This window comes from Citrobacter sp. RHBSTW-00881, assembly GCF_013728515.1.
Taxonomy (GTDB): Bacteria; Pseudomonadota; Gammaproteobacteria; order Enterobacterales; family Enterobacteriaceae; genus Citrobacter; species Citrobacter braakii.
In genome coordinates, this window is the sequence record NZ_CP056270.1 from 154,467 (window position 1) to 179,447 (window position 24,981).

General features: G+C 55.1%; 23 protein-coding genes and 5 pseudogenes. 18 read left to right on the top strand and 10 right to left on the bottom strand.

Translation table 11 applies throughout. The features are described 5' to 3' along the window. Positions 1-119: 119 nt before the first annotated feature. Positions 120-581, bottom strand: a complete 462-nt coding sequence (locus HV311_RS25910; RefSeq protein WP_071200095.1) for an Lrp/AsnC family transcriptional regulator — start codon at positions 579-581, stop codon at positions 120-122. A 117-nt stretch (positions 582-698) separates the two neighbouring features. Here HV311_RS25910 and HV311_RS25915 point away from each other — a divergent pair, with 117 nt between their 5' ends. From HV311_RS25915 to HV311_RS25925, 3 genes are all read left to right on the top strand, one after another. Continuing rightward, positions 699-1,646 carry a DMT family transporter gene (locus HV311_RS25915; RefSeq protein ID WP_071200094.1) on the top strand — a complete coding sequence of 316 codons (948 nt, stop codon included), beginning with the start codon at positions 699-701 and terminating at the stop codon, positions 1,644-1,646. A gap of 298 nt (positions 1,647-1,944) precedes the next feature. Further along, on the top strand, positions 1,945-2,289 hold the full coding sequence (locus HV311_RS25920) for a hypothetical protein (protein WP_075552837.1): 345 nt from the start codon (positions 1,945-1,947) through the stop codon (positions 2,287-2,289). A 356-nt stretch (positions 2,290-2,645) separates the two neighbouring features. Further along, positions 2,646-3,668 (top strand): IS110 family transposase, encoded by a 1,023-nt coding sequence (locus tag HV311_RS25925; protein ID WP_001567660.1) that lies wholly within the window; start codon positions 2,646-2,648, stop codon positions 3,666-3,668. Between the two features lie 286 nt (positions 3,669-3,954). On the opposite strand, the pseudogene HV311_RS25930 reads toward HV311_RS25925, so the two are convergent. Next, positions 3,955-4,212: pseudogene (locus tag HV311_RS25930) on the bottom strand (IS1 family transposase); the annotation flags it as partial. Between the two features lie 98 nt (positions 4,213-4,310). Between HV311_RS25930 and HV311_RS25935 the strand changes: the two are divergent. Beyond that, complete coding sequence (locus tag HV311_RS25935) at positions 4,311-5,744, top strand: DNA cytosine methyltransferase (RefSeq protein WP_001288432.1); 1,434 nt, start codon at positions 4,311-4,313, stop codon at positions 5,742-5,744. A gap of 33 nt (positions 5,745-5,777) precedes the next feature. Here the strand turns inward: HV311_RS25935 and HV311_RS25940 are convergent, their stop codons facing one another. Next, the gene (locus HV311_RS25940; protein ID WP_000110241.1) at positions 5,778-6,986 is read right to left on the bottom strand and encodes a type II site-specific deoxyribonuclease; all 1,209 of its coding nucleotides are present in this window, start codon (positions 6,984-6,986) and stop codon (positions 5,778-5,780) included. A 245-nt stretch (positions 6,987-7,231) separates the two neighbouring features. Here HV311_RS25940 and HV311_RS25945 point away from each other — a divergent pair, with 245 nt between their 5' ends. After that, complete coding sequence (locus HV311_RS25945) at positions 7,232-7,780, top strand: recombinase family protein (RefSeq protein ID WP_249414913.1); 549 nt, start codon at positions 7,232-7,234, stop codon at positions 7,778-7,780. Here the strand turns inward: HV311_RS25945 and HV311_RS25950 are convergent. Further along, on the bottom strand, positions 7,671-8,375 hold the full coding sequence (locus HV311_RS25950) for an IS6-like element IS26 family transposase (protein ID WP_047389788.1): 705 nt from the start codon (positions 8,373-8,375) through the stop codon (positions 7,671-7,673). The genes HV311_RS25945 and HV311_RS25950 overlap by 110 nt on opposite strands. 64 nt (positions 8,376-8,439) lie before the next feature. Between HV311_RS25950 and HV311_RS25955 the strand changes: the two are divergent. From HV311_RS25955 to HV311_RS25975, 5 genes and pseudogenes are all read left to right on the top strand, one after another. Further along, positions 8,440-9,267 (top strand): annotated as a pseudogene (locus HV311_RS25955) (IS110-like element IS4321 family transposase); the annotation flags it as partial. Between the two features lie 277 nt (positions 9,268-9,544). Beyond that, positions 9,545-9,865, top strand: a pseudogene (trbF, locus tag HV311_RS25960) (conjugal transfer protein TrbF); the annotation flags it as partial. Then, positions 9,862-10,911 (top strand): P-type conjugative transfer protein TrbG, encoded by a 1,050-nt coding sequence (trbG, locus tag HV311_RS25965; protein WP_011191356.1) that lies wholly within the window; start codon positions 9,862-9,864, stop codon positions 10,909-10,911. The pseudogene trbF and the gene trbG, both read left to right, overlap by 4 nt. Continuing rightward, the gene (locus HV311_RS25970; RefSeq protein ID WP_011191355.1) at positions 10,908-12,128 is read left to right on the top strand and encodes a TrbI/VirB10 family protein; all 1,221 of its coding nucleotides are present in this window, start codon (positions 10,908-10,910) and stop codon (positions 12,126-12,128) included. Before trbG ends, HV311_RS25970 begins: the two co-directional genes overlap by 4 nt. 2 nt (positions 12,129-12,130) lie before the next feature. Further along, positions 12,131-12,367, top strand: a complete 237-nt coding sequence (locus HV311_RS25975) for a DUF2274 domain-containing protein (RefSeq protein ID WP_026227538.1) — start codon at positions 12,131-12,133, stop codon at positions 12,365-12,367. Here HV311_RS25975 and HV311_RS25980 read toward each other — a convergent pair. Next, positions 12,364-13,260 (bottom strand): LysR family transcriptional regulator, encoded by an 897-nt coding sequence (locus HV311_RS25980; protein ID WP_011191354.1) that lies wholly within the window; start codon positions 13,258-13,260, stop codon positions 12,364-12,366. The two genes, HV311_RS25975 and HV311_RS25980, sit on opposite strands and share 4 nt — an antisense overlap. A gap of 367 nt (positions 13,261-13,627) precedes the next feature. On the opposite strand from HV311_RS25980, the gene HV311_RS25985 reads away from it, so the two are divergent. Together HV311_RS25985 and HV311_RS25990 are read left to right on the top strand one after the other, a co-directional pair. Further along, complete coding sequence (locus HV311_RS25985) at positions 13,628-14,050, top strand: MarR family winged helix-turn-helix transcriptional regulator (RefSeq protein ID WP_223296479.1); 423 nt, start codon at positions 13,628-13,630, stop codon at positions 14,048-14,050. 26 nt (positions 14,051-14,076) lie between these two features. Further along, positions 14,077-15,036, top strand: a complete 960-nt coding sequence (locus HV311_RS25990; RefSeq protein ID WP_004099025.1) for a YeeE/YedE thiosulfate transporter family protein — start codon at positions 14,077-14,079, stop codon at positions 15,034-15,036. A gap of 38 nt (positions 15,037-15,074) precedes the next feature. On the opposite strand, the gene HV311_RS25995 is transcribed toward HV311_RS25990, so the two are convergent. Beyond that, entirely contained in the window at positions 15,075-15,434 is a 360-nt protein-coding gene (locus HV311_RS25995) for a DUF6314 family protein (protein ID WP_166479491.1), read from the bottom strand. A gap of 297 nt (positions 15,435-15,731) precedes the next feature. On the opposite strand from HV311_RS25995, the gene HV311_RS26000 reads away from it, so the two are divergent. Together HV311_RS26000 and HV311_RS26010 are read left to right on the top strand one after the other, a co-directional pair. Then, a complete protein-coding gene (locus HV311_RS26000; protein ID WP_004099027.1) occupies positions 15,732-16,220 on the top strand; it encodes a YkgB family protein in 489 nt (162 codons plus the stop codon). Between the two features lie 557 nt (positions 16,221-16,777). Next, a complete protein-coding gene (locus tag HV311_RS26010) occupies positions 16,778-17,272 on the top strand; it encodes a MarR family winged helix-turn-helix transcriptional regulator (protein ID WP_004099028.1) in 495 nt (164 codons plus the stop codon). Between the two features lie 396 nt (positions 17,273-17,668). Here HV311_RS26010 and HV311_RS26015 read toward each other — a convergent pair whose 3' ends face one another. The 3 genes from HV311_RS26015 to HV311_RS26025 form a co-directional block, all read right to left on the bottom strand. Beyond that, positions 17,669-18,694: a zinc-binding alcohol dehydrogenase family protein gene (locus HV311_RS26015; protein WP_004357654.1), complete on the bottom strand. Its 1,026-nt coding sequence runs from the start codon at positions 18,692-18,694 to the stop codon at positions 17,669-17,671. After that, positions 18,694-19,182 carry a peptide-methionine (S)-S-oxide reductase MsrA gene (gene msrA, locus HV311_RS26020; protein WP_045269765.1) on the bottom strand — a complete coding sequence of 163 codons (489 nt, stop codon included), beginning with the start codon at positions 19,180-19,182 and terminating at the stop codon, positions 18,694-18,696. The genes HV311_RS26015 and msrA (HV311_RS26020) overlap by 1 nt, the downstream gene beginning before the upstream one ends. Positions 19,183-19,289: 107 nt before the next feature. Then, complete coding sequence (locus HV311_RS26025; protein WP_004357650.1) at positions 19,290-20,522, bottom strand: bifunctional alpha/beta hydrolase/OsmC family protein; 1,233 nt, start codon at positions 20,520-20,522, stop codon at positions 19,290-19,292. Positions 20,523-20,750: 228 nt separating this feature from the next. Between HV311_RS26025 and HV311_RS26030 the strand changes: the two genes are divergently transcribed. Beyond that, positions 20,751-21,626: a LysR family transcriptional regulator gene (locus HV311_RS26030; RefSeq protein ID WP_011191349.1), complete on the top strand. Its 876-nt coding sequence runs from the start codon at positions 20,751-20,753 to the stop codon at positions 21,624-21,626. 145 nt (positions 21,627-21,771) lie between these two features. On the opposite strand, the gene HV311_RS26035 is transcribed toward HV311_RS26030, so the two are convergent. Then, positions 21,772-22,803 (bottom strand): IS630-like element ISEc33 family transposase, encoded by a 1,032-nt coding sequence (locus tag HV311_RS26035; RefSeq protein WP_032425611.1) that lies wholly within the window; start codon positions 22,801-22,803, stop codon positions 21,772-21,774. 124 nt (positions 22,804-22,927) lie between these two features. Between HV311_RS26035 and msrB the strand changes: the two genes are divergently transcribed. The 3 genes and pseudogenes from msrB to HV311_RS26050 all read left to right on the top strand — a co-directional run. Next, entirely contained in the window at positions 22,928-23,371 is a 444-nt protein-coding gene (msrB, locus tag HV311_RS26040; protein WP_004099035.1) for a peptide-methionine (R)-S-oxide reductase MsrB, read from the top strand. Positions 23,372-23,414: 43 nt separating this feature from the next. Then, positions 23,415-23,765: pseudogene (msrA, locus tag HV311_RS26045) on the top strand (peptide-methionine (S)-S-oxide reductase MsrA); the annotation flags it as partial. A gap of 279 nt (positions 23,766-24,044) precedes the next feature. Continuing rightward, positions 24,045-24,746: pseudogene (locus HV311_RS26050) on the top strand (glutathione S-transferase N-terminal domain-containing protein); the annotation flags it as partial. Positions 24,747-24,981: the final 235 nt, after the last annotated feature.

Sequence of the window (24,981 nt, forward strand, 5' to 3'; positions counted from 1 at the left end):
CTGGAACTCCAGGCCATCAGTGATGGTTCTTTGAAGGCCAGTTTTTCCTTCTGATAACCGTCGAACCAGAGTTGTTTGATGTGCCTGAGTAGGTCAAACAACTCATTCCTGGAGGATAATTAGCCAGACAGAGGAAGCTGAGTTGTGTATTTTATTTCCTCCATGGAATAACTGGATGTTACATCACTCAATCCACTTACTGAACTTACCAGCTTTTTGTAAAAACTGTCGTAACCCTTCATATCTGAAACCACTACCTGAAGAAGATAATCATATTCTCCCGTGGTACGGAAAAAAGCCATCACTTCTGGCATGCCATTGACCTGAGATACAAAATGTTTGTACCAGTCGTGACTGTGGTTTTGTGTTTTTATCATCACAAAGGCTGTAAGCGATAAGTTAAGTTTTTCCTTGCTCAACAGGGCAACCCGACCAATGATGACCCCCTCATCTTCAAGACGTTTTATACGCTTCCAGCAAGGATTAGGCGTTAAATCTACAGCCGCTGCAAGATCCTGCAGACACACGGTAGCGTCGCGCTGTAACAGCCTGAGTAGCTCCTTATCTTTCTTGTCCAGCATAACCGCCCCCTTCTGATAGAGAAAATTTTTCTCTAAACGTATGAAAAAATACTGAGAATAACAATATTTTTCTCCCAAGAAAAAGATACATTAATTTCTTTTACTGGGAAGCATCTTATGCGCAGAGTGACGATATCGGTATTATTCCTGCTGGTTGCACTGACCTGGGGGACCACATGGCTGGCCATGCGTATAGCCGCTGAAACTATCCCTCCGGTATTTGCCACCGGGATGAGATTTATGTTTGCAGCACCATTTTTAATCAGCATTGCATGGTTCAGAAAAACACCACTTTTATTTCCACCCGGACAACGTTTATTCCAGATCATAATTTGTGTTTTTTATTTTTCCATCCCTTTCTCATTAATGATTTATGGTGAAACTTATGTCAGTTCTGGCCTGGCATCGATAATATTTTCGAATATGCCTGTGGCTGTTTTGATTACATCCGTTTTGTTTCTGAATGAAAAAACAAACCGAATGCAGGTCACTGGTTTAACTATCGCAATAGCTGCACTGATGGGTATTCTTCTCGAAGAGACAAAAACCATTACGGAGAGCCACTGGCAGGGTATTCTTGCTCTTGTTTCAGCTGTGATCATCCATGCTATAATATACACTCAATGTAAAAAAAGAGACTGTAGCGTCTCTGTTATAACATTTAATGCGCTACCATGTTTTTTTGCAGGATTACTCCTCTCTGCTGCGGGATGGTTATTCGAAAGACCTCAGATTTCAACTTTCTCAACGAACTCAATATTAGCGACCATATATTTAGGTTCTTTCGCAGGTGTTTTTGGTATTCTGTGCTATTTTGCTCTTCAGCAAAAGGCGAATGCTTTCCAGGCCTCACTTGTATTTCTTATTTTTCCTCTGATTGCGGTAAGTCTGGAAAATTATATTTATGGATATGCCATTTCAACACACTCAATGCTACTTATTATACCGTTAGCTATCGGGATATTTCTGACTCTTGTCTTCAGGGAATTGCCTGGAACTGACAGGCTGCGGGGTAAATTATCGATAACAAGCAATCCGATGAATAATGATGTAAAAACTTCCTGAGAAGCGGTAGGCTGGGTCTTTATTTTCGGCCAATGTGGCGAGTAAACGGTAGATGCAGGCTCACAGTCTAGTGAGAGACAGTTGCCGCATCCAACTCTCTGAGATCCATCAATGCACATGTTGATTGCAAATAACTGATATTATTGTGTATTTTTTTTTAAAACATCGAGTTGGTATCAGTTTTTTGTAGTAAAGATTGATTACTTGCCGTACAGGAGAGATAATTCCCTCTGTATAATATGGGTTAAAATATTGAATATATCAAAAAGTGCACCTTGAATGGTGCAAAGGATAAGCCATGAGTAAGAAATTTTTGTTACCTGTTGTGTTGTCATCGTTTTTTTTGTACTCATCCATAGCGACAGCTTGTCCATATAGCTATGGATATAATAACCGTAATCATTCAGCGTACAGTGAAAATTATTCAAAATTAGCTCGTGACTTCGAAGCTAAAAGGTATGAACTAAATAAATTGTATGATCAGGGGGTTAGCGAAACAGATGACAAAGCTAAAGTGTTAATTAAAGATTTGGATTCTCTTTCAGCTAAAATGCAACAAGAAAGACAGTCAGCCCGCCCGTATCAAGGTGAGCGCAATAGAGATAATTGGGATCGTAATGGTCATTACGACCACTGCTGGTAATGTGAATAAACCCCGTAAGCACGTTTGCCGTGTTTACGGGGATATAACTCAGCATCCTGTAGAACAAAGCAAGGCTCATGGAACAGAAGTTTGCATGTTAAACGCAGTATTTTACCGATGCGGTCAGGAGACTATTTAATTTAAAATCCAGTGCCTATCTCATTTAAGATCTCGCGCATTCAGTAGTTCATTACTTATAACACCAGTCGGACGGCATGTAGCTTGTAGCTGACTCTATTGCGATATTTAACCTGTTCAAAAAACAGGCTTAACGAATGGAAGGGACTTCCCCTGATTATGCGCCTGATTAACTCTTGTGCAATCATGGGGTAAACACAACCCCGGAGGGATTCGTTATGACCATTACTACTGTCGGTATCGATCTTGCTAAAAATGTGTTCGCTGTTCATTGCGTTGACCAGAATGGCAAAACCGTTCTGGTTAAATCCAGAGTAACCCGCGCAGCTCTTCCCGGGCTGATTGCTGGTTTGCCGCCCTGTGTTATCGGGATGGAGGCGTGCTCCGGGGCTCATTACTGGGCAAGACTGTTTCGGCAGTATGGTCATGAGCCGCGTCTGATGGCCGCTAAATTTGTATCGCCTTACCGCATGGCTGGTAAATCAGGGAAAAATGATGCAGCTGATGCTCAGGCTATCTGCGAGGCGGTTCGTCGCCCACATATGCGGTTTGTGCCGGTTAAGGATGAGAGCCAGCAGGCAATGCAGTGTCTGCATCGTACCCGACAGGGTTTTATCGAAGAGAAAACAGCAACATATAATCGTCTCCGGGGGTTGATATCTGAATTCGGCGTTATCGCCCCACAAAGTACAGATGCCCTGCGCCACATAGTTTTTGAGCAGAAGAATTCTTTACCACTTCAGGTTCAGCAATGTGTTGATGATTTGCTGGAGCACGTTGCTCGCATTGAAGATAACATCGCTGAATATGACCGAATTTTGTCCCGCATGGCCAAAACAGATCATCGCAGTCAGCGGCTGATGGAATTGAAGGGCGTTGGCCCCACAACGGCCTGTGCGCTGGTCGCCAGTATCGGTAATGCACATGATTTTAAGAATGGGCGCCAGCTGGCAGCCTGGCTGGGACTGACACCATCGCAGTACAGCAGCGGCGGAAAGTCGAAGCTTGGCAGGATAACGAAAGCTGGCGATTCGTATCTGAGAACACTTCTGGTTCAGGGTGCCCGCTCGGTACTGATCGGGGCGGAGAAAAGGACTGATTTATTCAGTCGTTGGGTCTGCTCACTGGTCGAACGCAGAGGATACTGGCGCGCTGTTGTTGCCATCGCTGCCAAAAATGCAAGACTGTGCTGGGCATCATTGCATTACGGTGATGATTTCAGGTTGTACTCAGCCAGCTAAAGTACAAAGCTGTATGACCATCTGTTCTGCAACTCGTTGATGATAAAGGGTTAGACCCCGTGAGGTATATCTGCTTATTGTACAGGGCAAGTGTACCCGACTAACGAACTAGAGCCTCACGAGCGTCTTTCATCAGGGTCCGAATCGATGACGATTCATCATGACCGTTTATAGTACCGCAGTCTCTCCCCTTTATTTTTTTACTATAGTGCAGACAGAAACCGTAAACACCGGCGTTGACATGCCGGGGAAGCCCTTATAGTACAATAATTTTCGATATCCAAACTCACCCCAGATAATGCCCGATGACCTTGTCATGCAGCTCCACCGATTTTGAGAACGACAGTGACTTCCGTCCCAGCCTTGCCAGATGTTGTCTCAGATTCAGGTTATGTCGCTCAATGCGCTGAGTGTAACGCTTGCTGATAACGTGCAGCTTTCCCTTCAGGCGGGATTCATACAGCGGCCAGCCATCCGTCATCCATACCACGACCTCAAAGGCCGACAGCAGGCCCAGAAGACGCTCCAGCGTGGCCAACGTGCGTTACCTAACAATAAACCTGTTTAAATATCCAGATAAAAACATTCAATCTGGGTCAAATGAGTGATACAGTTTCACCCATAAGACCCAATGGAGGCAATATGTCTGAATTTGAATTACTGGCGCAGGATCTGCTTGAGAAAGCAGAAGCGGAAGAACAACTGCGACAGGAAAATGATAAAAAGCTGCTCGGGCAGGTGCTGGAAATCTATGACCAGAAGTACGTGGCTGAACTGCTTAGAAAAGTTGGTAAAAATGAGTGGAGTCGCGAGACTCTTAATCGCTGGATTAATGGTAAGTGCTCACCTAAGACGCTGACGTTAGCCGAAGAGGAACTTCTACGAAAAATGCTTCCGGAAGCGCCTGCACATCACCCTGACTATGCCTTCCGGTTTATTGACCTGTTTGCTGGGATTGGAGGTATACGGAAGGGCTTCGAAACCATCGGTGGCCAGTGCGTTTTTACCAGTGAATGGAATAAAGAGGCTGTGCGCACATATAAAGCTAACTGGTTTAACGATGCTCAGGAACACACTTTCAATCTCGATATTCGGGAAGTCACGCTCAGTGATAAACCTGAAGTACCTGAAAACGATGCCTATGCTTACATTAATGAGCATGTGCCGGATCATGATGTACTTCTAGCAGGTTTCCCCTGTCAACCGTTCAGCCTTGCGGGCGTAAGCAAGAAAAACTCGCTCGGGCGCGCGCATGGTTTCGAATGTGAGGCTCAGGGAACGCTTTTCTTCGATGTGGCGCGTATTATACGCGCAAAAAAACCTGCCATCTTTGTTCTTGAAAACGTTAAAAACCTGAAGAGCCATGACAAGGGTAAAACCTTTAAAGTCATCATGGATACCCTCGACGAACTGGGCTATGAAGTTGCGGATGCAGCTGAGATGGGCAAAAACGATCCTAAAGTTATCGACGGAAAGCACTTTTTACCTCAGCACCGAGAACGTATCGTTTTGGTCGGTTTCCGTCGTGATCTGAACATTCACCAGGGCTTTACCCTGCGCGATATTAGTCGTTTTTATCCGGAACAGCGTCCGTCATTTGGCGAACTGCTGGAACCCGTGGTTGACAGCAAATATATACTGACGCCGAAACTCTGGGAGTATCTCTATAACTACGCCAAAAAGCACGCAGCTAAGGGTAACGGATTCGGTTTTGGCCTCGTTAATCCTGAAAATAAAGAAAGCATTGCCCGTACGCTTTCTGCTCGCTATCACAAAGACGGGTCTGAAATTCTGATAGACCGTGGCTGGGATATGGCCACAGGTGAAACAGACTTCGCGAACGAAGAAAATCAGGCGCATCGGCCCCGCAGGCTGACTCCACGAGAGTGCGCGCGCCTTATGGGTTTTGAAAAAGTAGATGGCAGGCCTTTTCGCATTCCTGTGTCAGACACTCAGTCGTACAGGCAGTTCGGTAACTCCGTAGTGGTGCCCGTGTTTGAAGCCGTAGCCAAACTGCTTGAACCTTATATCCTGAAAGCGGTTAATGCCGATTCGTGCAAGGTTGAACGAATCTGATCGCTCCTCCCGGTATTTATGCCGGGAGATAATCTATGGAATATCTGCGTAAAGCCCTGTCAGCTCAGCAATAAACGCACCTAGCGTCATTAGCTCAGCTCTCACCGCCTCCGGGTATTTTTTGTGCAGCGATGATGGCACGACCAATCTGACACCCGACTCCCGCATCTCCCGATATTGAGCCAGAGAAACTCCCTCCTGGAGTGTAAACAGATGCACCTGATGAATTTTATCGGCCTCATTCAGTATCTGACGCCAGCGATCCTTACAGGTAGTCTTGACTGCCAGCATGCGCAGATTTTCTACGGGAAACTCAGTATCGTGGTAAGCCCCTGCGGAAGGGAAAAGGAAATCGGGTTTTTTATTACCTTCTGTGATGGCCTGCGTCGCAAAGTGTCGCAGGCCGTGCTCAATGAATAGATGCTCCAGGTGCAGTTCCAGCGACTTCCCGGCTCTGGATTTACGGCGATTGCTGACAGAATTGGCCAGCGCAATAAATTCATCCACAGAGCCAAATCCTTTCCGGATGATATCCAGAACATGCAGTTCCTCAACCAATAGAAATATGTCGTACTCCACGCGCCGGCGGTCAAGAAGTTGCTCATCCGGATCAAGGGAATTTTTCACATAATGGCTGGCTGCATACTGAATAATTTCACTTCCCGACGGAAAGCGCAGGTGCCAGTCTTCAGGTAGAATATATTTATGATTTACTGGCGCTTGCTGTAGAGATAGTCCGCCTAGAATCTGTCCTGCGGGGCCGGATATTAGCGCTCCGGGTATAACTTCACCAATAGCGGTCTCAATGACGTCCTCTTCATCAGTGCTGGCGCATACCCAAATATTTACTTCCTTACAGTCCCCCCCTTGCTCATCAAGCTTGAAAGCCAGGAGCGTCAGAGCCCCTGTATTTTCAGGATTCTGAAGTGGGCTGCCTCTACCCCAGCGGGTAATCCTTTTTTCATTCCGGGTTTTACCAAAATGACGGCTGTTATAATAAATTGCCCGGGCTTCGCTGTCAGGGCAATCATGCGATGACACATGTGCGGTGAGAAAAACCGAAGGGTTCAGTTCACGGGTATGGTTGATAGACGGAAAGAGTTTTTCAACGATACCTGAAGGGATATAAAGCCCTACCTGGTGACCACCTGTTGCGCCGGTATCGTTGGCGGAAAGGCGTTTGATGTAGACGAAGTAATTCTCACATGCGATCTCAAGTAGCCAGTTGTGGAAAACCGACATAAGCATCCCCTGTTACCCTGAAACTCTACTCACCATTTTTTCATGATTATATACAAACAGCCAGAAAGGCTGTTACAGACGATTTGATCTGCAACCTATTGGTTAAATTAATGTATCAAAAACGATGGTTTTTGTGACAGTCTTGAAAAGTCCTGACTTCTCCCGAAAAATGACTCCCCTCATGTAACAAAACTCGTTACTGTATCAACATAACAATAACCCCATAACTAATTAGCGAGAAAAGAATGAAAATCGGCTATGCACGTAAATCTACGCATCTTCAGGATGTGGCGCACCAGGTTGACGAACTAACAAAAGCTGGATGTGAGCAAATCTATCAGGATCAGACCTCACGTAGCGGCCCAAAGCGCGACAAAAAAGGTGCGCTGGAACTGGAGAACTGCCTGAAAGCATTGCGCGAGGGAGATACCCTAGTAGTTTGGGCACTAGATCGGCTCGGTGGTTCATTGGGTCAAGTCATTACTTTACTCGACGACCTGAAGAAACGCGGAATAACTTTCATAGCCATCAAGGACAGAATAGACACAAATGCGCCAGTTATAGGGGAAATCTATACTCATCTGATGGCGATATTCTCTAGCTTTGAACGCAACCGCAATATTGAAAGAACGGGCACTGTTGCAAAGTTAGCGATGAGGCAGCCTTTTGTCTTATTCAAAGGCCTTACATTTCAAAAACTCTGCTTACCAGGCGCATTTCGCCCAGGGGATCACCATAATAAAATGCTGAGCCCTGGCCTTTGCGTAGTGCACGCATCACCTCAATACCTTTGATGGTGGCGTAAGCCGTCTTCATGGATTTAAATCCCAGCGTGGCGCCGATTATCCGTTTCAGTTTGCCATGATCGCATTCAATCACGTTGTTCCGGTACTTAATCTGTCGGTGTTCAACGTCAGACGGGCACCGGCCTTCGCGTTTGAGCAGAGCAAGCGCGCGACCATAGGCGGGCGCTTTATCCGTGTTGATGAATCGCGGGATCTGCCACTTCTTCACGTTGTTGAGGATTTTACCCAGAAACCGGTATGCAGCTTTGCTGTTACGACGGGAGGAGAGATAAAAATCGACAGTGCGGCCCCGGCTGTCGACGGCTCGGTACAGATACGCCCAGCGGCCATTGACCTTCACGTAGGTTTCATCCATGTGCCACGGGCAAAGATCGGAAGGGTTACGCCAGTACCAGCGCAGCCGTTTTTCCATTTCAGGCGCATAACGCTGAACCCAGCGGTAAATCGTGGAGTGATCGACATTCACTCCGCGTTCAGCCAGCATCTCCTGCAGCTCACGGTAACTGATGCCGTATTTGCAGTACCAGCGTACGGCCCACAGAATGATGTCACGCTGAAAATGCCGGCCTTTGAATGGGTTCATGTGCAGCTCCATCAGCAAAAGGGGATGATAAGTTTATCACCACCGACTATTTGCAACAGTGCCCTTTATGGCACGCAAGTTGGAAGAGTTGGGGCATTCCCCAAAGCTGATATCACCACAATTTGTCCGCCCGTTCGTTAAAAGCAATAAAAACGACTTTGTCGACGCCGAAGCTATTTGTGAAGCTGCATCGCGTCCGTCTATGCGTTTTGTGCAGCCCAGAACGGAATCTCAGCAGGCAATGCGGGCTCTGCATCGTGTCCGTGAATCCCTGGTTCAGGATAAGGTAAAAACAACCAATCAAATGCATGCTTTTCTGCTGGAATTTGGCATTAGCGTTCCCCGAGGAGCTGCCGTTATTAGCCGACTGAGTACCCTTCTTGAGGACAATAGTTTGCCTCTTTACCTCAGCCAGTTATTGCTGAAATTACAACAGCATTATCACTATCTTGTTGAGCAGATTAAAGATTTGGAATCCCAGTTGAAACGAAAGTTGGACGAAGATGAGGTTGGACAGCGCTTGCTGAGCATTCCCTGCGTCGGAACACTGACAGCGAGTACTATTTCAACTGAGATTGGCGACGGGAAGCAGTACGCCAGCAGCCGTGACTTTGCGGCGGCAACAGGGCTTGTACCTCGGCAGTACAGCACGGGAGGTAGGACGACATTGCTGGGAATTAGTAAGCGAGGTAATAAAAAGATCCGAACTTTGTTGGTTCAATGTGCCAGGGTATTCATACAAAAACTGGAACACCAGTCTGGCAAATTGGCCGATTGGGTCAGGGATTTACTGTGCCGGAAAAGCAACTTTGTCGTCACTTGTGCTCTGGCAAACAAGCTGGCCAGAATAGCCTGGGCCCTAACGGCACGACAGCAAACTTATGTAGCATAACGGCAGAAATACACCGGTTTAAAGAATTACTGATCTGGTTTTGCGAATACTGATATTGATGATACTAACGGCCCACCGGCCTGTTGAGGAACCTGTAAAACGGAAAGGCTCATTGAAGCCGTATATTTTCTGGAGGTTCATCAGGCGCGGAACTCATCAAGGCGCGGGAATAAAATCCCATTCAGACGCCGGATAGATTCAAGCAAGCCAACTTGTCGTCAAAATCGGTGTTGCAAAAACGGGAGTGACCATAGATTCCGTTTTCTGAGACGACCCCTGGCTGCGCGCCTACGACTTCACGACTGACCGCGGCGCCATGGCGCTCAATGACTACGCCCGCTCCAACGACCCCTTTACACGGGTCGGCCGGCAGCAGGTCGCTGTCGACGTCTCCAGCGTCATCCGCGCGTCCCCGGACAGCTTCCGCGTCGCCTGGGTCGAGCGCCGATACGAAAATGGCCAGCTCGCCGAGACCACGCGCTGGACCGCGATCCTGACGATCGTCGTGCAGATCCCCCGAAACGCCGACCGGCTCAGGGCGAACCCGCTCGGCATCTACGTCAACGCCATCAACTGGTCACGGGAGCTTGGGCAATGAAGCCGTATTTCCGTAAAGCCGGAAACCCGGCTTCACACACACACGTACTCCCGGCTCTCCGTAGAGCCGCATTCCCGGTCGTTCTGCTAGCGGCGACCGCGCTCGCGGGCTGCGCGACCACCAATCCGCCGCCGGAGATTTCCTACGACAATGCGGCTCCGGCGGTGCAGACCGTCGATCCACCCGCGCCGGTCACCGTGGTCGAGCTGCCCCGGCCGCTGCCGCTGCCTGGCCAATTGCAGCGTGTGGAGGAGACGCGGCGTGCCCCGGAGCCTTCTAATCCGACCGCTCGCGTCAACCAGGCAAACGAGGCGGCACGAGTCCAGCCGGTGCGCGACGGCTTCATTAACTCGATGCAGGTCTACCCGTGGACTCAAGGGGCGCTTTATCAAGTCTATACCGCCGTCGGGCAGATCACCGACATCGCGCTCCAACCCGGGGAGCAGCTTGTCGGCGCAGGCCCGGTGGCCGCCGGCGACACAGTGCGCTGGATCATCGGCGACACCGAGAGCGGATCGGGGGCAACGCGCCAGATCCACATCCTAGTAAAGCCCACCCGCGCCGACCTGATGACAAACCTCGTCATCAACACCAACATGCGCACCTATCACATGGAGCTGCGCTCGACAGAGCGCACCTATATGGCGTCGGTCTCATGGCAGTATCCGCAAGACCAGCTCATTGCGCTGCGCCGTCAGAACGCCGAGGCGCAGGCGGCCCAGCCGGTGGCGAGCGGCGTCGATCTCGCGAACGTCAACTTCCGCTATGCGATCGAGGGCGACCGTGCGCCGTGGCGGCCGCTGCGCGCCTTCGACGACGGACGCCAGGTCTTTATCGAGTTTCCGCGCGGCATCGGTCAGGGCGAGATGCCGCCACTCTTCGTCGTCGGCCCCGAGGGCAACACCTCTGAGCTCGTGAACTATCGCGTTCGCGGCCACCACATGATCGTTGATCGTCTGTTCGCGGCTGCCGAACTTCGCTTCGGCTCCGGCCGCGAGCAGAAGCGCGTCAGGATCGTCCGCACAGACGGGAGGCCGACCTCGTGAGCGAGAACCCGCCCCGGATTGAGGAAGTGCCGGACGACGATGCGCAGCCCCTGACCGGCGAGCCGGTCGGGCCTGCGCCGATGCGGCTGCGGGCCGAACCGCCCCGCGTCACCCGGTTGTCGCGGAAGGTTCTCGCCGGCCTCGGTCTTGTCGCCAGCGTCGGGCTCGGAGGTGCGCTGATCTACGCGCTTCAGACCCGCGACGCCGGTCGGCCGAACGACGAACTCTATTCGACCGAGAACCGCTCGACCGCTGACGGACTGGCCGGCCTGCCGCGAGATTACAGTGGCGTGCCACAGCTCGGTCCCCCTCTTCCCGGTGACCTCGGCCGGCCGATCCTTAGTACCCAGGATCGCGGACAGCCGGTGCCCACACCCGGGACGGCCACGCCCAATCCCGGCATCAGCCCGGAAGAGCAGCGCCGCCTTCAGGAAATCGAGACCGCGCGCACCAGCCGTCTCTTCTCCGGATCGGAAAGCCGGGGCACACCCGCTGCTGCGGGAGCTGCCCCAGCGCTCGCGCCGGTGCCGGATTTGGCGAGCATTGGCCTCGCTCCGCCGCCCGCCACGCCCTCGGCGCAGGACCGGCAGAACGCGTTTCTGAACGCCGCGGCCGATCGCAGGACGGTTGCGCCCGATCGCGTCGCTGCGCCAGTATCGCCGAACGTCCTTCAGGCGGGAGCAGTGATATCCGCGGCGCTGATCACCGGCATCCGATCCGATCTACCCGGCCAGATCACCGCGCAGGTCACCGAAAACATCTACGACAGCCCAACCGGCCGTATCTTGCTTGTGCCGCAAGGCACTCGTGTGGTCGGGCAGTACGACAACAACGTGCAGTTCGGCCAGAGCCGAGTCCTGCTCGTCTGGACTCGGCTCGTCTTCCCGAACGGGCGCTCGATCGTTCTCGAGCGCCAGCCTGGTGCTGACGCTGAAGGGTTCGCCGGGCTGCAGGATGGCGTCGATTACCATTGGTGGGATCTGGCCAAGGCTGCGGGATTGTCGACACTGCTGAGCGTCGGCGCCGAACTCGCGGTCGACAACGACGATCAGCTCGTTCAGGCGATCCGGAACGGTGGGCAGGACACCATCAACGACGCAGGGCAGCAGATTGTGAGGCGTCAGCTCAACGTCGCGCCCACGATCACTATTCGGCCCGGATTTCCCGTGCGCGTTCTCGTGACGCGAGACTTGGTACTGGAGCCATATGGAGGGTGATGATGTCGAAGCTTAAGCTAGGCCCCATCGCGGACGACAAGCCGCTTAAGGTACAGGTCGAGCTACCTGCAGCTCTCCACCAGGACCTTGTTGACTACGCCCACCTATTGGGCCGAGAGCAAGGTCAGTCCGCTGTTGACCCAGCTCGGTTAATCGTCCCGATGTTACAACGGTTCATCGCGACAGACCGTGGCTTCGCCAAAGCCAGGCGAACGTTGACGCCGGGGAGCGCCGATTAATCCGTGGTCCCCGCTCTAGAGGGGGTGTCGAAACACTTCAGCAGCAGCGGCAGAGTCGGGTTGTCGTTGTCACTGGAAGAAATTATAGCGGCCGTCGGCGCCCGCGCCGATGGGAGCGGGATCAACGCGATATCCGGCCGGTAGATCACGCTGGTGATGGTCAAGCCGAAGCCCTGTTCGACCATCGTCAGCAGGGTTTCTCGGCTGACTTGTTGGATCGAGAGTTGAACCGCTCCGTCTCCGGCGCCCACCATGCGCCGGAGTATGCCAGCGAGCTCACGCCCAGCGCCATCCGAGCGAACGAGGAAGACTTCGTCACAAACGTCCTCCCACGACAGCTGTGGCCGTGCTGCCAACTCGTGAAGCGGGGACAATGCCACGAACAGATCTGGTTCGCAGAGACGTCGAACTTGGAACTGAGGGCTCTTGCTCGCACTCAGGCTGATTGCTGCGTCCAGTAATCCGCGCTTCACCCCCAAAGTGTTTTCTTCTGAAGTGCCTTCCTCAAGCTTTACCTCGATCGTCGGATGTCTATTTCTGAATGCCGAGAGAATGTTGATGATCGGGCACGCCGGGAACGCTTCAAGCATTCCAAACCTCACGAGCCCGGTCTTGAGTTTCCGCGCGGAGCGGATCTCCGTTGCGGCGTTACGAAGGTAGCGCGCTCCCACCACCGCTTGTTGAAGGAAGCGCTCACCTTCTGGAGTCAGCCCTGCCCCCGCTCGCGTACGCTTGAAGAGAGAAAAGCCAAGTTGGCGCTCAAACAGCTGCACACGTCGGCTGACGGTGGATTGCGATATCGATAGGCGCTCCGCCGCTCGGCGGAAGCTGCCGGCCTCGGCGACCTGAACGGCGTACTTCAGGTATCGGAGATCAAGAGTCAGGTCGGGCATGAGACCCGTCCGATCATACCGGCGGTCTCATCGGCGAACCGCCTGCGCCCGGTGAGCGGCACCCATGCACGTCCACTTTCATCGAGCCCACCCCCGCTAGCGCCTGGGGAACGAGCACGTCCGTTGATCTCAGATGTGGAATCCGAGCTGAGCCCCTCAATGAGCATGACCATGTCCGAATCTGTCATAGATGCATGCGGCGGTCATACATTTTCACACGCTTGAAGTCTATGCGCGAAGCATATATTCTTGCGGTATGGAGCCTGAGGTCGCCAAGTACCATTTAGGTGCACTCGCGTTGGCCGTTGCAGACAGCATCGCCAGTGTCTCGGCCTCGTTTTCACCAAGCGGCCCGGGGACCGCCGTGATGGTGTTACTCAGCATGGAGCCCGGACTGCCGATCAGCGTTTTGGCTACCTCGATCGGGCTTTCTCATGCCGGGACGGTGCGATTGATCGATAGGCTCGAGCGCGAACAGTTGGTGGAACGACGAAGACAAATCACCGACAGGCGGGCGCGCTTCATTCACCTCACCAATTCGGGGAAGAAGATAACGGACGCCTTGCTCAAGGCACGGGAGCAGGTGATCTCCGAATGTATTTCGCCCCTGTCGCCCAATGACCTCGACATTCTAGGCATGCTGTCGGAGCGGCTCCTTGTGGCAAACGGCTTCGACAAAGATGGCTCGGTCAGCCTTTGCCATCTGTGCGGCTACAGCAGGATCGCGCCTTCCCGTGGTAAAGCTAAGCCGGGGCGCTCGCCACGCTGGAACGTCGCATCAGAAGGCTGACGATATGATCAGGCAGGCTTGAAATAATGGGATCGTTTGCGCTCGAACTTCTTCTATGCGTACTTGCCTTCGGGTTCGGATATGCGGCGAACCAAGGCGGAACCTGTTTAGTGGTGGCCGCTCATGAGTTACACAGAAGACAGCCGCCGAAAATGTTCGTCGGATTTCTCGCAGCGTCGGCAGCGGCAGGCCTGGTTGCGGTCCCGATAGTCTGGACGGGAACACTGGGCGCAACACTCGCACCCTCGACCAGCATCAATTTCCTCCTGCTCATCGGCGCCATCGCCTTCGGCCTCGGCGCACTCATTAATGACACATGCCTGCTCGGATCGCTGGCGCGGCTTGGGGATGGGGAGATGCGACTTCTAGCTCTACCCTTGGGATTAACGATTGGTATCTTGGCTGCCGACCATGGCAGGTTCGGCTACGATTCAACATGGCCAAGCTTAATCTCCAAACCGAGCGCAACAGGCCTCGTTACTCTCCTAGCCTTCCTAGTTGTGCTCGTGCTGGCACTCGTTTTCGTTTCCACGAAGAGCGTTCTGCGAACAAAGCCGGGTTGGTCGTTCGGCGCTTCGATGATTGGACTCGGTATCACTGGCGGACTTCTATATGCACTCTCGCCGGCCTGGACCTTCGCAGACGTGATTCAACGCGCCCTTCCTCTCAGAATGTCCCCGGCCGGCGAGGTCGCGCTCACTGCGGTGATCTCTTCGATCGCAGGCGCCCTAACCGCCTCCTTTCGCCAAGGCAATCTGCGTCTCCAACTGCCGACAGCCAATGGCATTCTGCGATCTGTCGTCGGCGGCACATTGATGGGTATCGGCATCGCGCTCATACCCGGCGGGAATGATGGGTTGATCCTCGCAGCGGTTCCGACTCTTTCACCTGGTGGGATAGTCGCCTACCTTCTGATGACGACGACAATCGTCTTCGGATTTGCAGCGCGTGGTAAGTTATTCCGGCGCTGCCTTTCACGGCCATGATAAGGGCAACAGAGGACTTGCCCTCCTGACATGAGCATTTATCCCGACCGGGAATATCGGCTGACTAGCTCGTATGCCTTTGCAGGCCCTTGGACCATGATGACCACTTCAAAGGCCGCCGGCCCCAGAATCCTGTAGGTTGCATGGTAGGTGTCGTCTCCGCAGGCATAGACGCCACTCGCTTCCAACCCGGTATCCGTCCGCGAGAAACTCAAGCTGAGGAACTGCGTCCCGATATGAGGTCCGTCTGCGAACTCGACGACAACACTGTCCTCGCTCAAGCGATAGCGATACTGCCGGCACGCGGAGAATACTCTGCCATCTGCCAGTGAGAGAATGCCGCTCTCTCGATAAGCGAGCGCGCCTTCGCCGATCGCTGCTACGATTTCGGTGGGCATGGTTATCTCGTCCAGGGCCGCGTCCATCCGTACAGGCTGGACGTTTGCCAACGGGCTATAGGCCCACCCGGAGCGCCAGCCCCATCAAGTCAAAATCCCGCAAAGGTCGCGCGTTTGCTGGGTAAAGGCATCGCCGATGAGGATGGCTTCGTGAGGCAGCGAAGCGCGAGCCAGCCGCTCGACATATCTCGCTTATTAGTATATGGTATATGCGTCGCGCATATACTGCAACGCCTGCCCGAAGCACGTAGACGACGTTCGTGACGTTCCCACGGGACCACTGTTGAGGAATTTTAGATGAGCATTTTCGACCGTTATGAATTTCTTGTCCCCGAGCACGGTCGGAGGGATCTTGGCCTGCTTAGATGGGCTCTCGTGATCGTATTTCTGTGGTTCGGCGCGATGAAGTTCACAGCGTACGAGGCCTATGGTATCGCCCCGTTTATCGAACACAGCCCGATCATGAATTGGCTCGGCATGTTCGGGACGCAGGGGCAAAGCTATTTCATCGGCGTTATCGAGTTATCGACCGGTCTCGTTCTGATCCTTGGTGCATTTCGTCCACTCTTCTCTGCGCTAGGCGCACTAATGTCAGCAGCGACCTATCTGATCACGCTGACCTTTTTCATCACCACTCCAGGTGTCGCGGAGCAGACTGCCGGCGGCTTTCCTGCGATTTCGGCTGCACCAGGGCAGTTTCTACTGAAGGACGCAGTTCTGCTAGCGGCGTCCCTCGTGCTGCTGCGTGCTTCGGTCCGCCACAGAGGGGCGCTTGTGCTCTCGTGACTGTGGTCCTCTCGTGACGGCGGGCGTGCAAATCCTGCAGAACCTCCGCGGGGCATGGATGCTCCGTCGCGATATCGAGCCCGGAGGCGCTCAGCTGCATGGCGACGCGGTCTTCGCCCGTTTCGCCGCAATCCCCGACGTCGTGGAGCACGGACTGTTCCTCAATGGGATTGATACAATCGTGATCGCGCGCGGTGACACGATGGAAGTGCGACGCCGGGGGCAAGCTAGGTCTCGCTGATCTGCACCTGCGCGGCCTGGATGACAGCGCTGACGCGGAGTGATTCTCGGGCGCGACCTACGGCGATTCCGAGCGAAAAGGCTTGCCCTATAGCCGCCAGGTATCAACGGTTCCGCGGCCTTAACGAGCCGGACCCGTTTTTTTCGGCGCGCTCGATCAGTCGAAATCCTCCGAAACCCTTCTAAAACAGGACATTTTCCACAAGCCGCGCGGAGGAAGAGGACCACGGTATGGCTTGCTGTCTATGCTCCGCGCACATATAGATGTGGCAATGGATGGACCTCGAGATCGAAACATTTTCGGGGCGTTCGCACTCATGATCAGCGACGACATCGTTCGCGCTAGTTCATCGCGGGCGCCGGAAGCTGGACCCGCCGCCTCAGCGCTGGCGTTGCTCGCGCACAAGCCCGGGCTCTCGATCCGTATGCTTGCGATCGGGGTGGGCCTTTCACATGCTGGAACTGTTCGCCTGGTGGATAGATTGGTAAGCGAGGGATTGATCGAGCGTAGGGAGCATTCGACAGACGGGCGCGCGCGATCCCTCTATCTTACTCCAACTGGCAAGGTCGCGAGCGACGAGGTCCTGGCCTCGCGCGATCAAGTGATTGCCGAAGGGCTATCGATCCTTAATCCAGACGAACTGAAAACCTTATCGGACATCGCTGAACGCGTTCTCCGAAATCGCTTGGAAAACCTCGAGCAGTCATACCGCATCTGCCGCTTGTGCTGCTACGAGGGCTGCACGAACTGCCCCGTCGATGCCGAATTGCATGAGCGAGGTGTGGACCGCGAGAAGAACGACGACGCGTAGGAGACTCGCAATTGCGGCAGCTCAACGCTGCTCAGATGGCGGGGCTTCATAATGTCAGCGAGCCTACCATCAGCCGCATTCTTTTGGCTACGCGTCAAGCCGGCCGATCGGGCATGGCGGTCTCATTCTAATATGTCGGTGATCGCCCCACTTTTAGCCGCTCAATTGATCGGAACGCGGTTTCGGAAGCGGCCGTTCAAACCACTCGCTGCATTCCCATTTCTCTATGTCCGATAGGTAGTTTCGGGGAAAAGCAGTCGGGAACAGGTTTCGGGAACGCATGCTCCGGCAGGAGCGCAGCGCGCGTCCCAAACGCGTTTTCCCGGTAGAGCTTCCCAATCGGCAAAGTGCGGGCCACCTCAGACTGCGAACGCGAAAAACCGCCTGGCTGGTCACTCAAGGCAGGGTAACGACGATTTTCGCTGCGGATACACCCGCCTTCAGGGCTTCCAAGGCAGCCTGGAGCATTTCAAGGCCCTGGCCCACGATCTTCGCCGGAGGGGCGGGGACGAACGTGCGCGCCGCGAGAGCCTGCGGCAGGAATTCGCGGTAGATCATTGGACCAACCTCGTCATCCTTGAGGCTCGTCCCGGAGATGTGCGTCGCCTCGACTCCAAATGAACGCTCGTCGGGCGGGGCCAGCGTCGCTGCCACCCGGCGCGAGCCCTCGCATCTCGCAACTACGGCAAAACAGTCTTTCATGTGACCGGTCGCGTGAAGCGTTCCAGCGAGACTGCGCCCGCGCATTGCCTCAATCACGTCTTCCACGATGGCTGGACTCGAGTGGTCAAGAACCTCGCTTGCACCCAGCTCCTTCAACAGGCCGACGTTGCGCGCCGAAGCGGTGGCGACGCACCTGTAGCCCGACGCCACCGCGAGCTGGATGGCGTTGCAGCCAACGCTCGACGATCCACCCCAGACCAGAACGACCTCTGGACGCGCGGTCGGCGAGTGTAACGGTGGCGCGAGAGCCAACTGTGTCCGTCCGTAGAGCCCGCTTGCGGCGGTGCCAAGGCCAAGCGGGAGGACTGCCGCATCAGCGAAGGCAATGTTGTTGGGGATCGGCGCCGCCATGTGGTCCAGCACGATCGTGTGGTGCTGGAACGCACCCTGCGCAGGTTGATTTACGGTTGTCCCGACCGCCTGTCCGATGACTCGATCGCCGACCTTGAACCGCTCGACCGCGCCACCGACCGCCGCGACCTCACCGGAGACGTCGCTGCCGAGAATCGCGGGATAGTCGAGCCATGGCAAAAGCGCGACGTCCTGCAGAATCCAGTCGAGTGGGTTGATCGCGATGGCCGCGTTGCGGATCAATATCTCGTTCGCCGCCAGATGCGGCAGAGCGGTGACACCGATCCTCAGTGGCTGCCCCGGCGCTTTCTGCCAGGCGGCCTGATTAGTCACGGTTTCGGTCATCATCAACTCTTTCTGTCAAGTATTACAGCTGGGCGTTCGTCTGAGCGGTCCAACCGCCAGGTCGGGCGCACGAAGTGGCAGCTATAGCCCCCAGGATAGCGCACCAGGTATTCTTGGTGCTCTGGCTCCGCCTCCCAAAAGGGTTCTTCTGGGTTGATCTCCGACACGACCGGGCCTGGCCAGCTTCCTGATGCCTCGATTTCCGCGATGGTTGTGAGGGCGACTTCCTTCTGCACTTCGGTGGTGTAGAAAATCGCCGATCGATAGCTCGGACCGACATCGCTGCCTTGTTGCTCGTAGGTCGTGGGGTCATGTATCTGGAAGAAGAGTTCCAAGAGCGAGCGATAGGCGAGAACGGAAGGGTCGAAGGTCACTTCCACTGCTTCCGCATGGCCGTAATGTCTCGCGTAGGTCGGATCAGGCATTTCTCCGCCTGTGTAACCGACACGCGTCGAAATGACTCCCCTGGCTCGGCGCAGCAAATCCTCCATGCCCCAGAAGCAGCCGCCTGCGAGAATTGCTCGCTCTGTCGCGGCCGCCCTATTGCCGGTAGGCGATTGGCTCACAGTCCGTTCGCCCTCCTCCGTGTGCGCCACGGTCAAGCCAGCCTCGCGGGATCCGCAGCCTGACTGGCGCTCAAGAGCTCGGTCTGCACGTCCGAACCCCGGATGAGACTCAGATCGACGGGACACCGATCAGCGATCGCGAGGATCCGAGCGCGCTGATCATCACTCAGCGGCCCATCGAGGACAATGGTGCGGGTGAACCGGTCGGGTGGCATCATGTCCGGCACCTTCTCGTGCTGCACGGTCGTGCTCGCCCGTTCGAGCGGAAAGCCCTTGCGGTTCGCATAGAGACGCATCGTCATCACCGTGCAGGCTGCGAGGCCGGCAGATACGAGTTCGTAGGGAGATAGTCCGGTCCCGAGGCCACCGACCGATGCTGGCTCGTCGGCGAACAGAGTGTGCTCGCCGCTGCGGACCTTGAGCTGGAACGTCCCTGCAAGAGTTTCGGTGGAGACGACGCCCTCCGCAACCTCGACCTGCGGAAGATCCGCGCTGAGTGGTGGGAGAAAGCGGCTCGCCCAAACCGCCACCATGGCCGCGGCGTAGTTCGCGTCCGCGACGTCGGTGAGAAGGTGATCCGCGTTGTCGAGCGAGATGAAGCTTTTAGGGTGCCTGGACGCGACGAAGATGCGCGACGCGTGGTCGATGCCGACCACCTGATCCAGCGGAGAGTGCATGACCAGCACCGGCCGTCGCAGGGAGGCAATGGCCTTCTCGACGTCGATCCCCTCAACCGCCTCAAGGAACCCTCGGCGAATGAGGAAGGGCCTACCGGCAATCTCCACCGAGGCCTCGCCCTCGCTCGCGATGGTGTCCAGATCATTCGGTCCGAAGAGGCGCAAGATATGCTGAAGGTCGGCCGGCGCACCAATCGTCGCTACCGCCGCAATATCAGGCATGTCGGCGGCGGCTACGATCGCAGCGGTGCCACCCAGGCTGTGCCCGACGAGGAGGGACGGTGACATGCCCGCCGCCGCCATCGCATTTGCGGCGGCCCGAAGGTCCTCGACGTCCGACGCGAAGTTCACAGGTTCTCCCGTCCCACCGCCGATCCCGGTCCCGGCGAAATCGAACCTCAAGACCCCGATGCCCGCACGCGACAGCGCGCGCGAGATGTGAACAGCGGCGCGACTGTCTTTCCCGCACGTGAAGCAGTGGGCGAAGATCGCCCAGCCCCGCGGCGTCCCTTCCGGCGGTTCGAGGTGCCCGGACAGCGGAGAGCCAGCCCCACTGACAAACGTAAATGATCTTCCTGCCATGTCCATCAAACCTCCAGCACGCGGCTTGGCGGTTGCGCTCTCAGAACCTTCGACGGAGCTGAGCGGAGCGCACCGCCAACCGGTAATCGTCATCTCAGGCTATCATTTATATGTCTGGCGCATATAGACAAGCCCCTATACCATGATTATATGCGCCAAGCATACTTCTGCGACCTGCTTTCCAAAGGCGGTCTCACGGAAGAGGTATCAGTCAGGCGCGTGGGCCAAAGGACTATGGAACTCAATCAAGTCAGCTATTTCATCAACTTGGCCGAGACGCTGAATTTCACAGCGGCCGCTCGCTTGAGCGGTGTGTCACAGCCAAGTCTGACCCGCGCGATCCGCCGCTTGGAAGATGAGCTTGGCGGGCCGCTGATCTATCGCGACGGGAAGAACAGCCGCCTGACTGGCCTTGGCCATGACGTCGAGGCAGAATTCCGGCGCATGGTGGTCGCGATGAAGAGCGTTCGCAATCACTCGGAGCACTGGGCGATGGGGGGGCACCGCGTGCTGGATGTCGCCGTCGCGCCCACCGTCGGACCAAAGGAATTTACGGCATTCTTCGAGAGCGCATTGGCGGAGATGCCATCCATCGAAATCAAGCTGCACTCGCTCCAGTCGAACGAGGACACATCGGAGGTGCTTTCAGGAAAATACCACGCGTGCATCATGCCGCGTGAAACAAGACCGGAACGCAAGCTGGATGTGCATCCTCTATTTCGGGAGCGCTTCGTGCTCGGCTGTTCTGCAAACCATCCCTTGGCTGCCAACGAGATCGTGCGCGGCGAAGACCTGCTCGAGTTTCCTTTCGTCGATCGCCTGAAATGCGAGTTTCGCGATCGGATCCTCGATCACTTCGCGCGACGGGACTTGCTCATGCGACCTCGCTTTCGATCAGATCGCGAGGACTGGGTGCAACGGGTCGTCGCTGACGGCCACGCCATATGCATTCTTCCGGAACGATCGCCGACCGTGCAAGGCCTCGTCACTCGGCCGATCGACGGATTTGTCTTGGAGCGCGAAGTCGTGATCGCGACAGTATCCGGCTCCACGGCAACGGTCGAGATACGGAACATCGCGCAGCTGGCAGCCCGGTATGAGTGGAACTGAATCACGACGTGAAGAGCTTCGGCGCTATGGAAACTATACGCGCAGCGTATTGGATAAATCTGGGGCGCACTGCGATAGTCGGCGCAATGACTGCAAAGATAAATGACAGTGTGTCGAGCTCTCTAAATAGCTGCGCCTAATACCGCTACACTTTTGCCTGACCATGTTTTCCTCCGGGGAATGGGCTGGCGGTTTCCATAAAATGGCGGACCTTTTTCAGTAACTGCCACATTGAGCGGCACTGATGATTACGGGTTATCGTGTCATGAAGTGCCTGCCATAGCCGTTCCACATGATTCACCCACGGCGAGTAAACCGGCTGGTAAATTACCCTGAACTTGGGATTTGCTTTCAACCAGCGCTGTGTTTCGCGGCTTTTATGGATAATGTAGTTATCAACGATCAGCGTGATTGTTTTCGCCCGCCGGTAAGTGGCTTTCAGGTGCTTCAGCAGAGCGATAAACAGCGCTGAACTTTTGCTGTTGCCGCCCACGTAGCTGACTTTACCCGTGCCACTGTGCAGTGCGCCGGCCAGATAGTATTTTTCGTTCTGCCCCGGCGTCACTACCCGTTTCTGCTGTCCGCGCAACTGCCAGTCCGCACCGATTTTAGGATTAAGGTGGATATCCACTTCATCTTCATAAAATACCGGATGCTCTGCGCTGCATTCATCCAGCGCTTTGTGGATTACCGCCATCTTTTCATCTTTATGTGGGTCACGGATACGCAGAGTTGGCGCGGCCCTGCGCCATACAAGCCCCGCAGATGGCAACCAGCGGCGAACGGTTCCTGCATGTAACTGGCAACCGGTTATCTCATTGATTTTTAATGCCAGTAATTCGGTGCTCCAGCGTGAACGTTGATAACCAAAATCGCCGGGAGAATGCTTTATCAGCTCACGTAACAGGGTGCAGATATGTTCAAAAGGCCAGCGTCGGGAGCGCCCTGCGGGTAAGGATTTCAGGCCTTCAATACCTGAGTGCGTAAACCAGTTAATCCAGCGACCAACGGATGAACGAGCACAACAGAGAGTTCTGGCAACATCGCTGACCCGTTCACCCCGATGAAGCATCAGCATGGCCGTGAGTCTGCGGGCATGATTTTTATCGCGCGTTTTATGAATAGCTTTCTGCATCAGGCGTCGTTCGCCACGGGGTATTGGTGCTATGATCGGCATCGCTCAGTCCGGTTGGTGGTTTTGGTTGGTTTGGCGATTGATCAGATCGCACAATCCGGGCTGAGTTCCCTTTCAGTGATCTACTATTCCGCGCATCTATTTAGATTAATTATTGGAGACTATCATGAAGTTTGAGAAGTCACAGGCAGCAGTTGACCGCCTGACCCCCGAGCAACGCCGGATTACCCAGGATTCGGGGACCGAAAGGCCCTTCACGGGTGAGCACAACGACAACAAGGAGCCTGGCATCTACGTCGACATAGTGTCGGGAGAGCCGCTGTTCGCTTCAACGGACAAGTTCGATTCGGGTACTGGCTGGCCCAGCTTCACCAAGCCGATCGTTCCGGCAAACGTGAACGAGGTGCGGGACAGTGCACACGGCATGGTCCGGACGGAGGTCAGGTCGGTACACGCCGACAGCCATCTGGGCCACGTTTTCCCGGACGGTCCTTCCGACCGCGGCGGTCTGCGCTACTGCATCAACTCTGCGTCCCTTCGCTTCATCCCGCGCGACGAGATGGAGTCCGAGGGATACGGTGAATATCTCGATCAAGTAGAGGAGGCTTAACATGCATCAGCGCGCTGTTCTCGCAGGAGGATGTTTCTGGGGCATGCAGGATCTGATCCGCAAGCGGCCCGGCATCATCTCGACCCGTGTGGGTTACACGGGCGGCGATATTCCGAACGCCACGTATCGTAATCACGGCACGCATGCCGAGGGGATCGAGATTGTCTTCGACCCGACAGTGACGAGCTACCGGCACATCCTGGAATTCTTCTTCCAGATCCACGATCCGACGACGCTGAACCGCCAGGGCAATGATCGTGGGCTCTCCTACCGGTCGGGCATCTATTATGTCGACGAGGAGCAGAAGCGCGTCGCCGAGGATACGATCGCCGATGTGGATGCCTCGGGGCTGTGGGATGGCAAAGTGGTGACCGAGGTCCAGCCGGTCGGCGAGTTCTGGGAGGCCGAGCCCGATCACCAGGATTATCTGGAGAAGCGGCCGGGCGGCTACACCTGCCACTTCGTCCGTCCCGACTGGGTTCTTCCAAAGCGGCATGAGGCCGGCGATGTGAGCCCTGCGGCCGGGGCTGCAGCGGAACAGGCTTCGCTGCCGTTAGTGCCGCGCCGATCCGGTTCGCAACCTCCGACGACCGCGTCAATCGACGCGGTCGTCGAACCCGGCCTTGAAGCAGATCATTCCATTCAGCCGCCGTCGCAGTGCCAGGATCCAGATATGACAGACCTCTCCTCCTTTCCCATCACGCAGCGCTGGCCAGCATCTTATCCGGATCGCTTGCAACTATACGCGGCCCCCACGCCCAACGGCGTCAAGGTCTCGATGATGCTGGAGGAGACTGGCCTGCCGTATGAGCCCCACTTCGTCGACATCTCGAACAACGAGTCGAAGGATCCAGCGTTCGTGTCGTTGAATCCCAACGGCCGCATACCCGCGATCATCGATCCGGCTGGCCCTGACGGCCAGCCCATTGGCATATGGGAAACCGGTGCGATCCTCATCTATCTGGCCGACAAGACGGGGCAGCTCATCTCAACAACACCCGCCCAGCGGTACGAGACTCTGGCCTGGGTGTTCTTTCAGGTGTCGGGCGTTGGGCCGACCTTCGGACAGCTAGGCTTTTTCCTGCGATTTGCCGGCAAGGACTATGAGGACAAGCGACCTCGGCAGCGCTTTGTTGATGAATCCAGGCGTCTTCTCGGGGTCCTGGATCACCGGCTGGAGGGCCGCGAATGGATTGTCGATGATTACTCGATCGCGGACATTGCGACGTTTGGCTGGGTGAATGCGCTGGTCGAATTCTACGCAGCGGGCGACATCCTCGGCCTAAGCAGCTATTCGAACGTGCAGGCATGGCTCGAACGCGGGCTGGCGCGACCGGCTGTACAGCGTGGCCTGCGAATTCCTGCGAGGCCTGCATGGGGTCGTCTCAGAAAACGGAATCTATGGTCACTCCCGTTTTTGCAACACCGATTTTGACGATAAGTTGGCTTGCTTGAATCTATCCGGCGTCTGAATGGGATTTTATTCCCGCGCCTCGATGAGTTCCGCGCCTGATGAACCTCCAGAAAATATACGGCTTCAGCGAGCCTTTCCGTTTTACAGGTTCCTCAACAGGCCGGTGGGCCGTTTGTATCATCAATATCAGTATTCG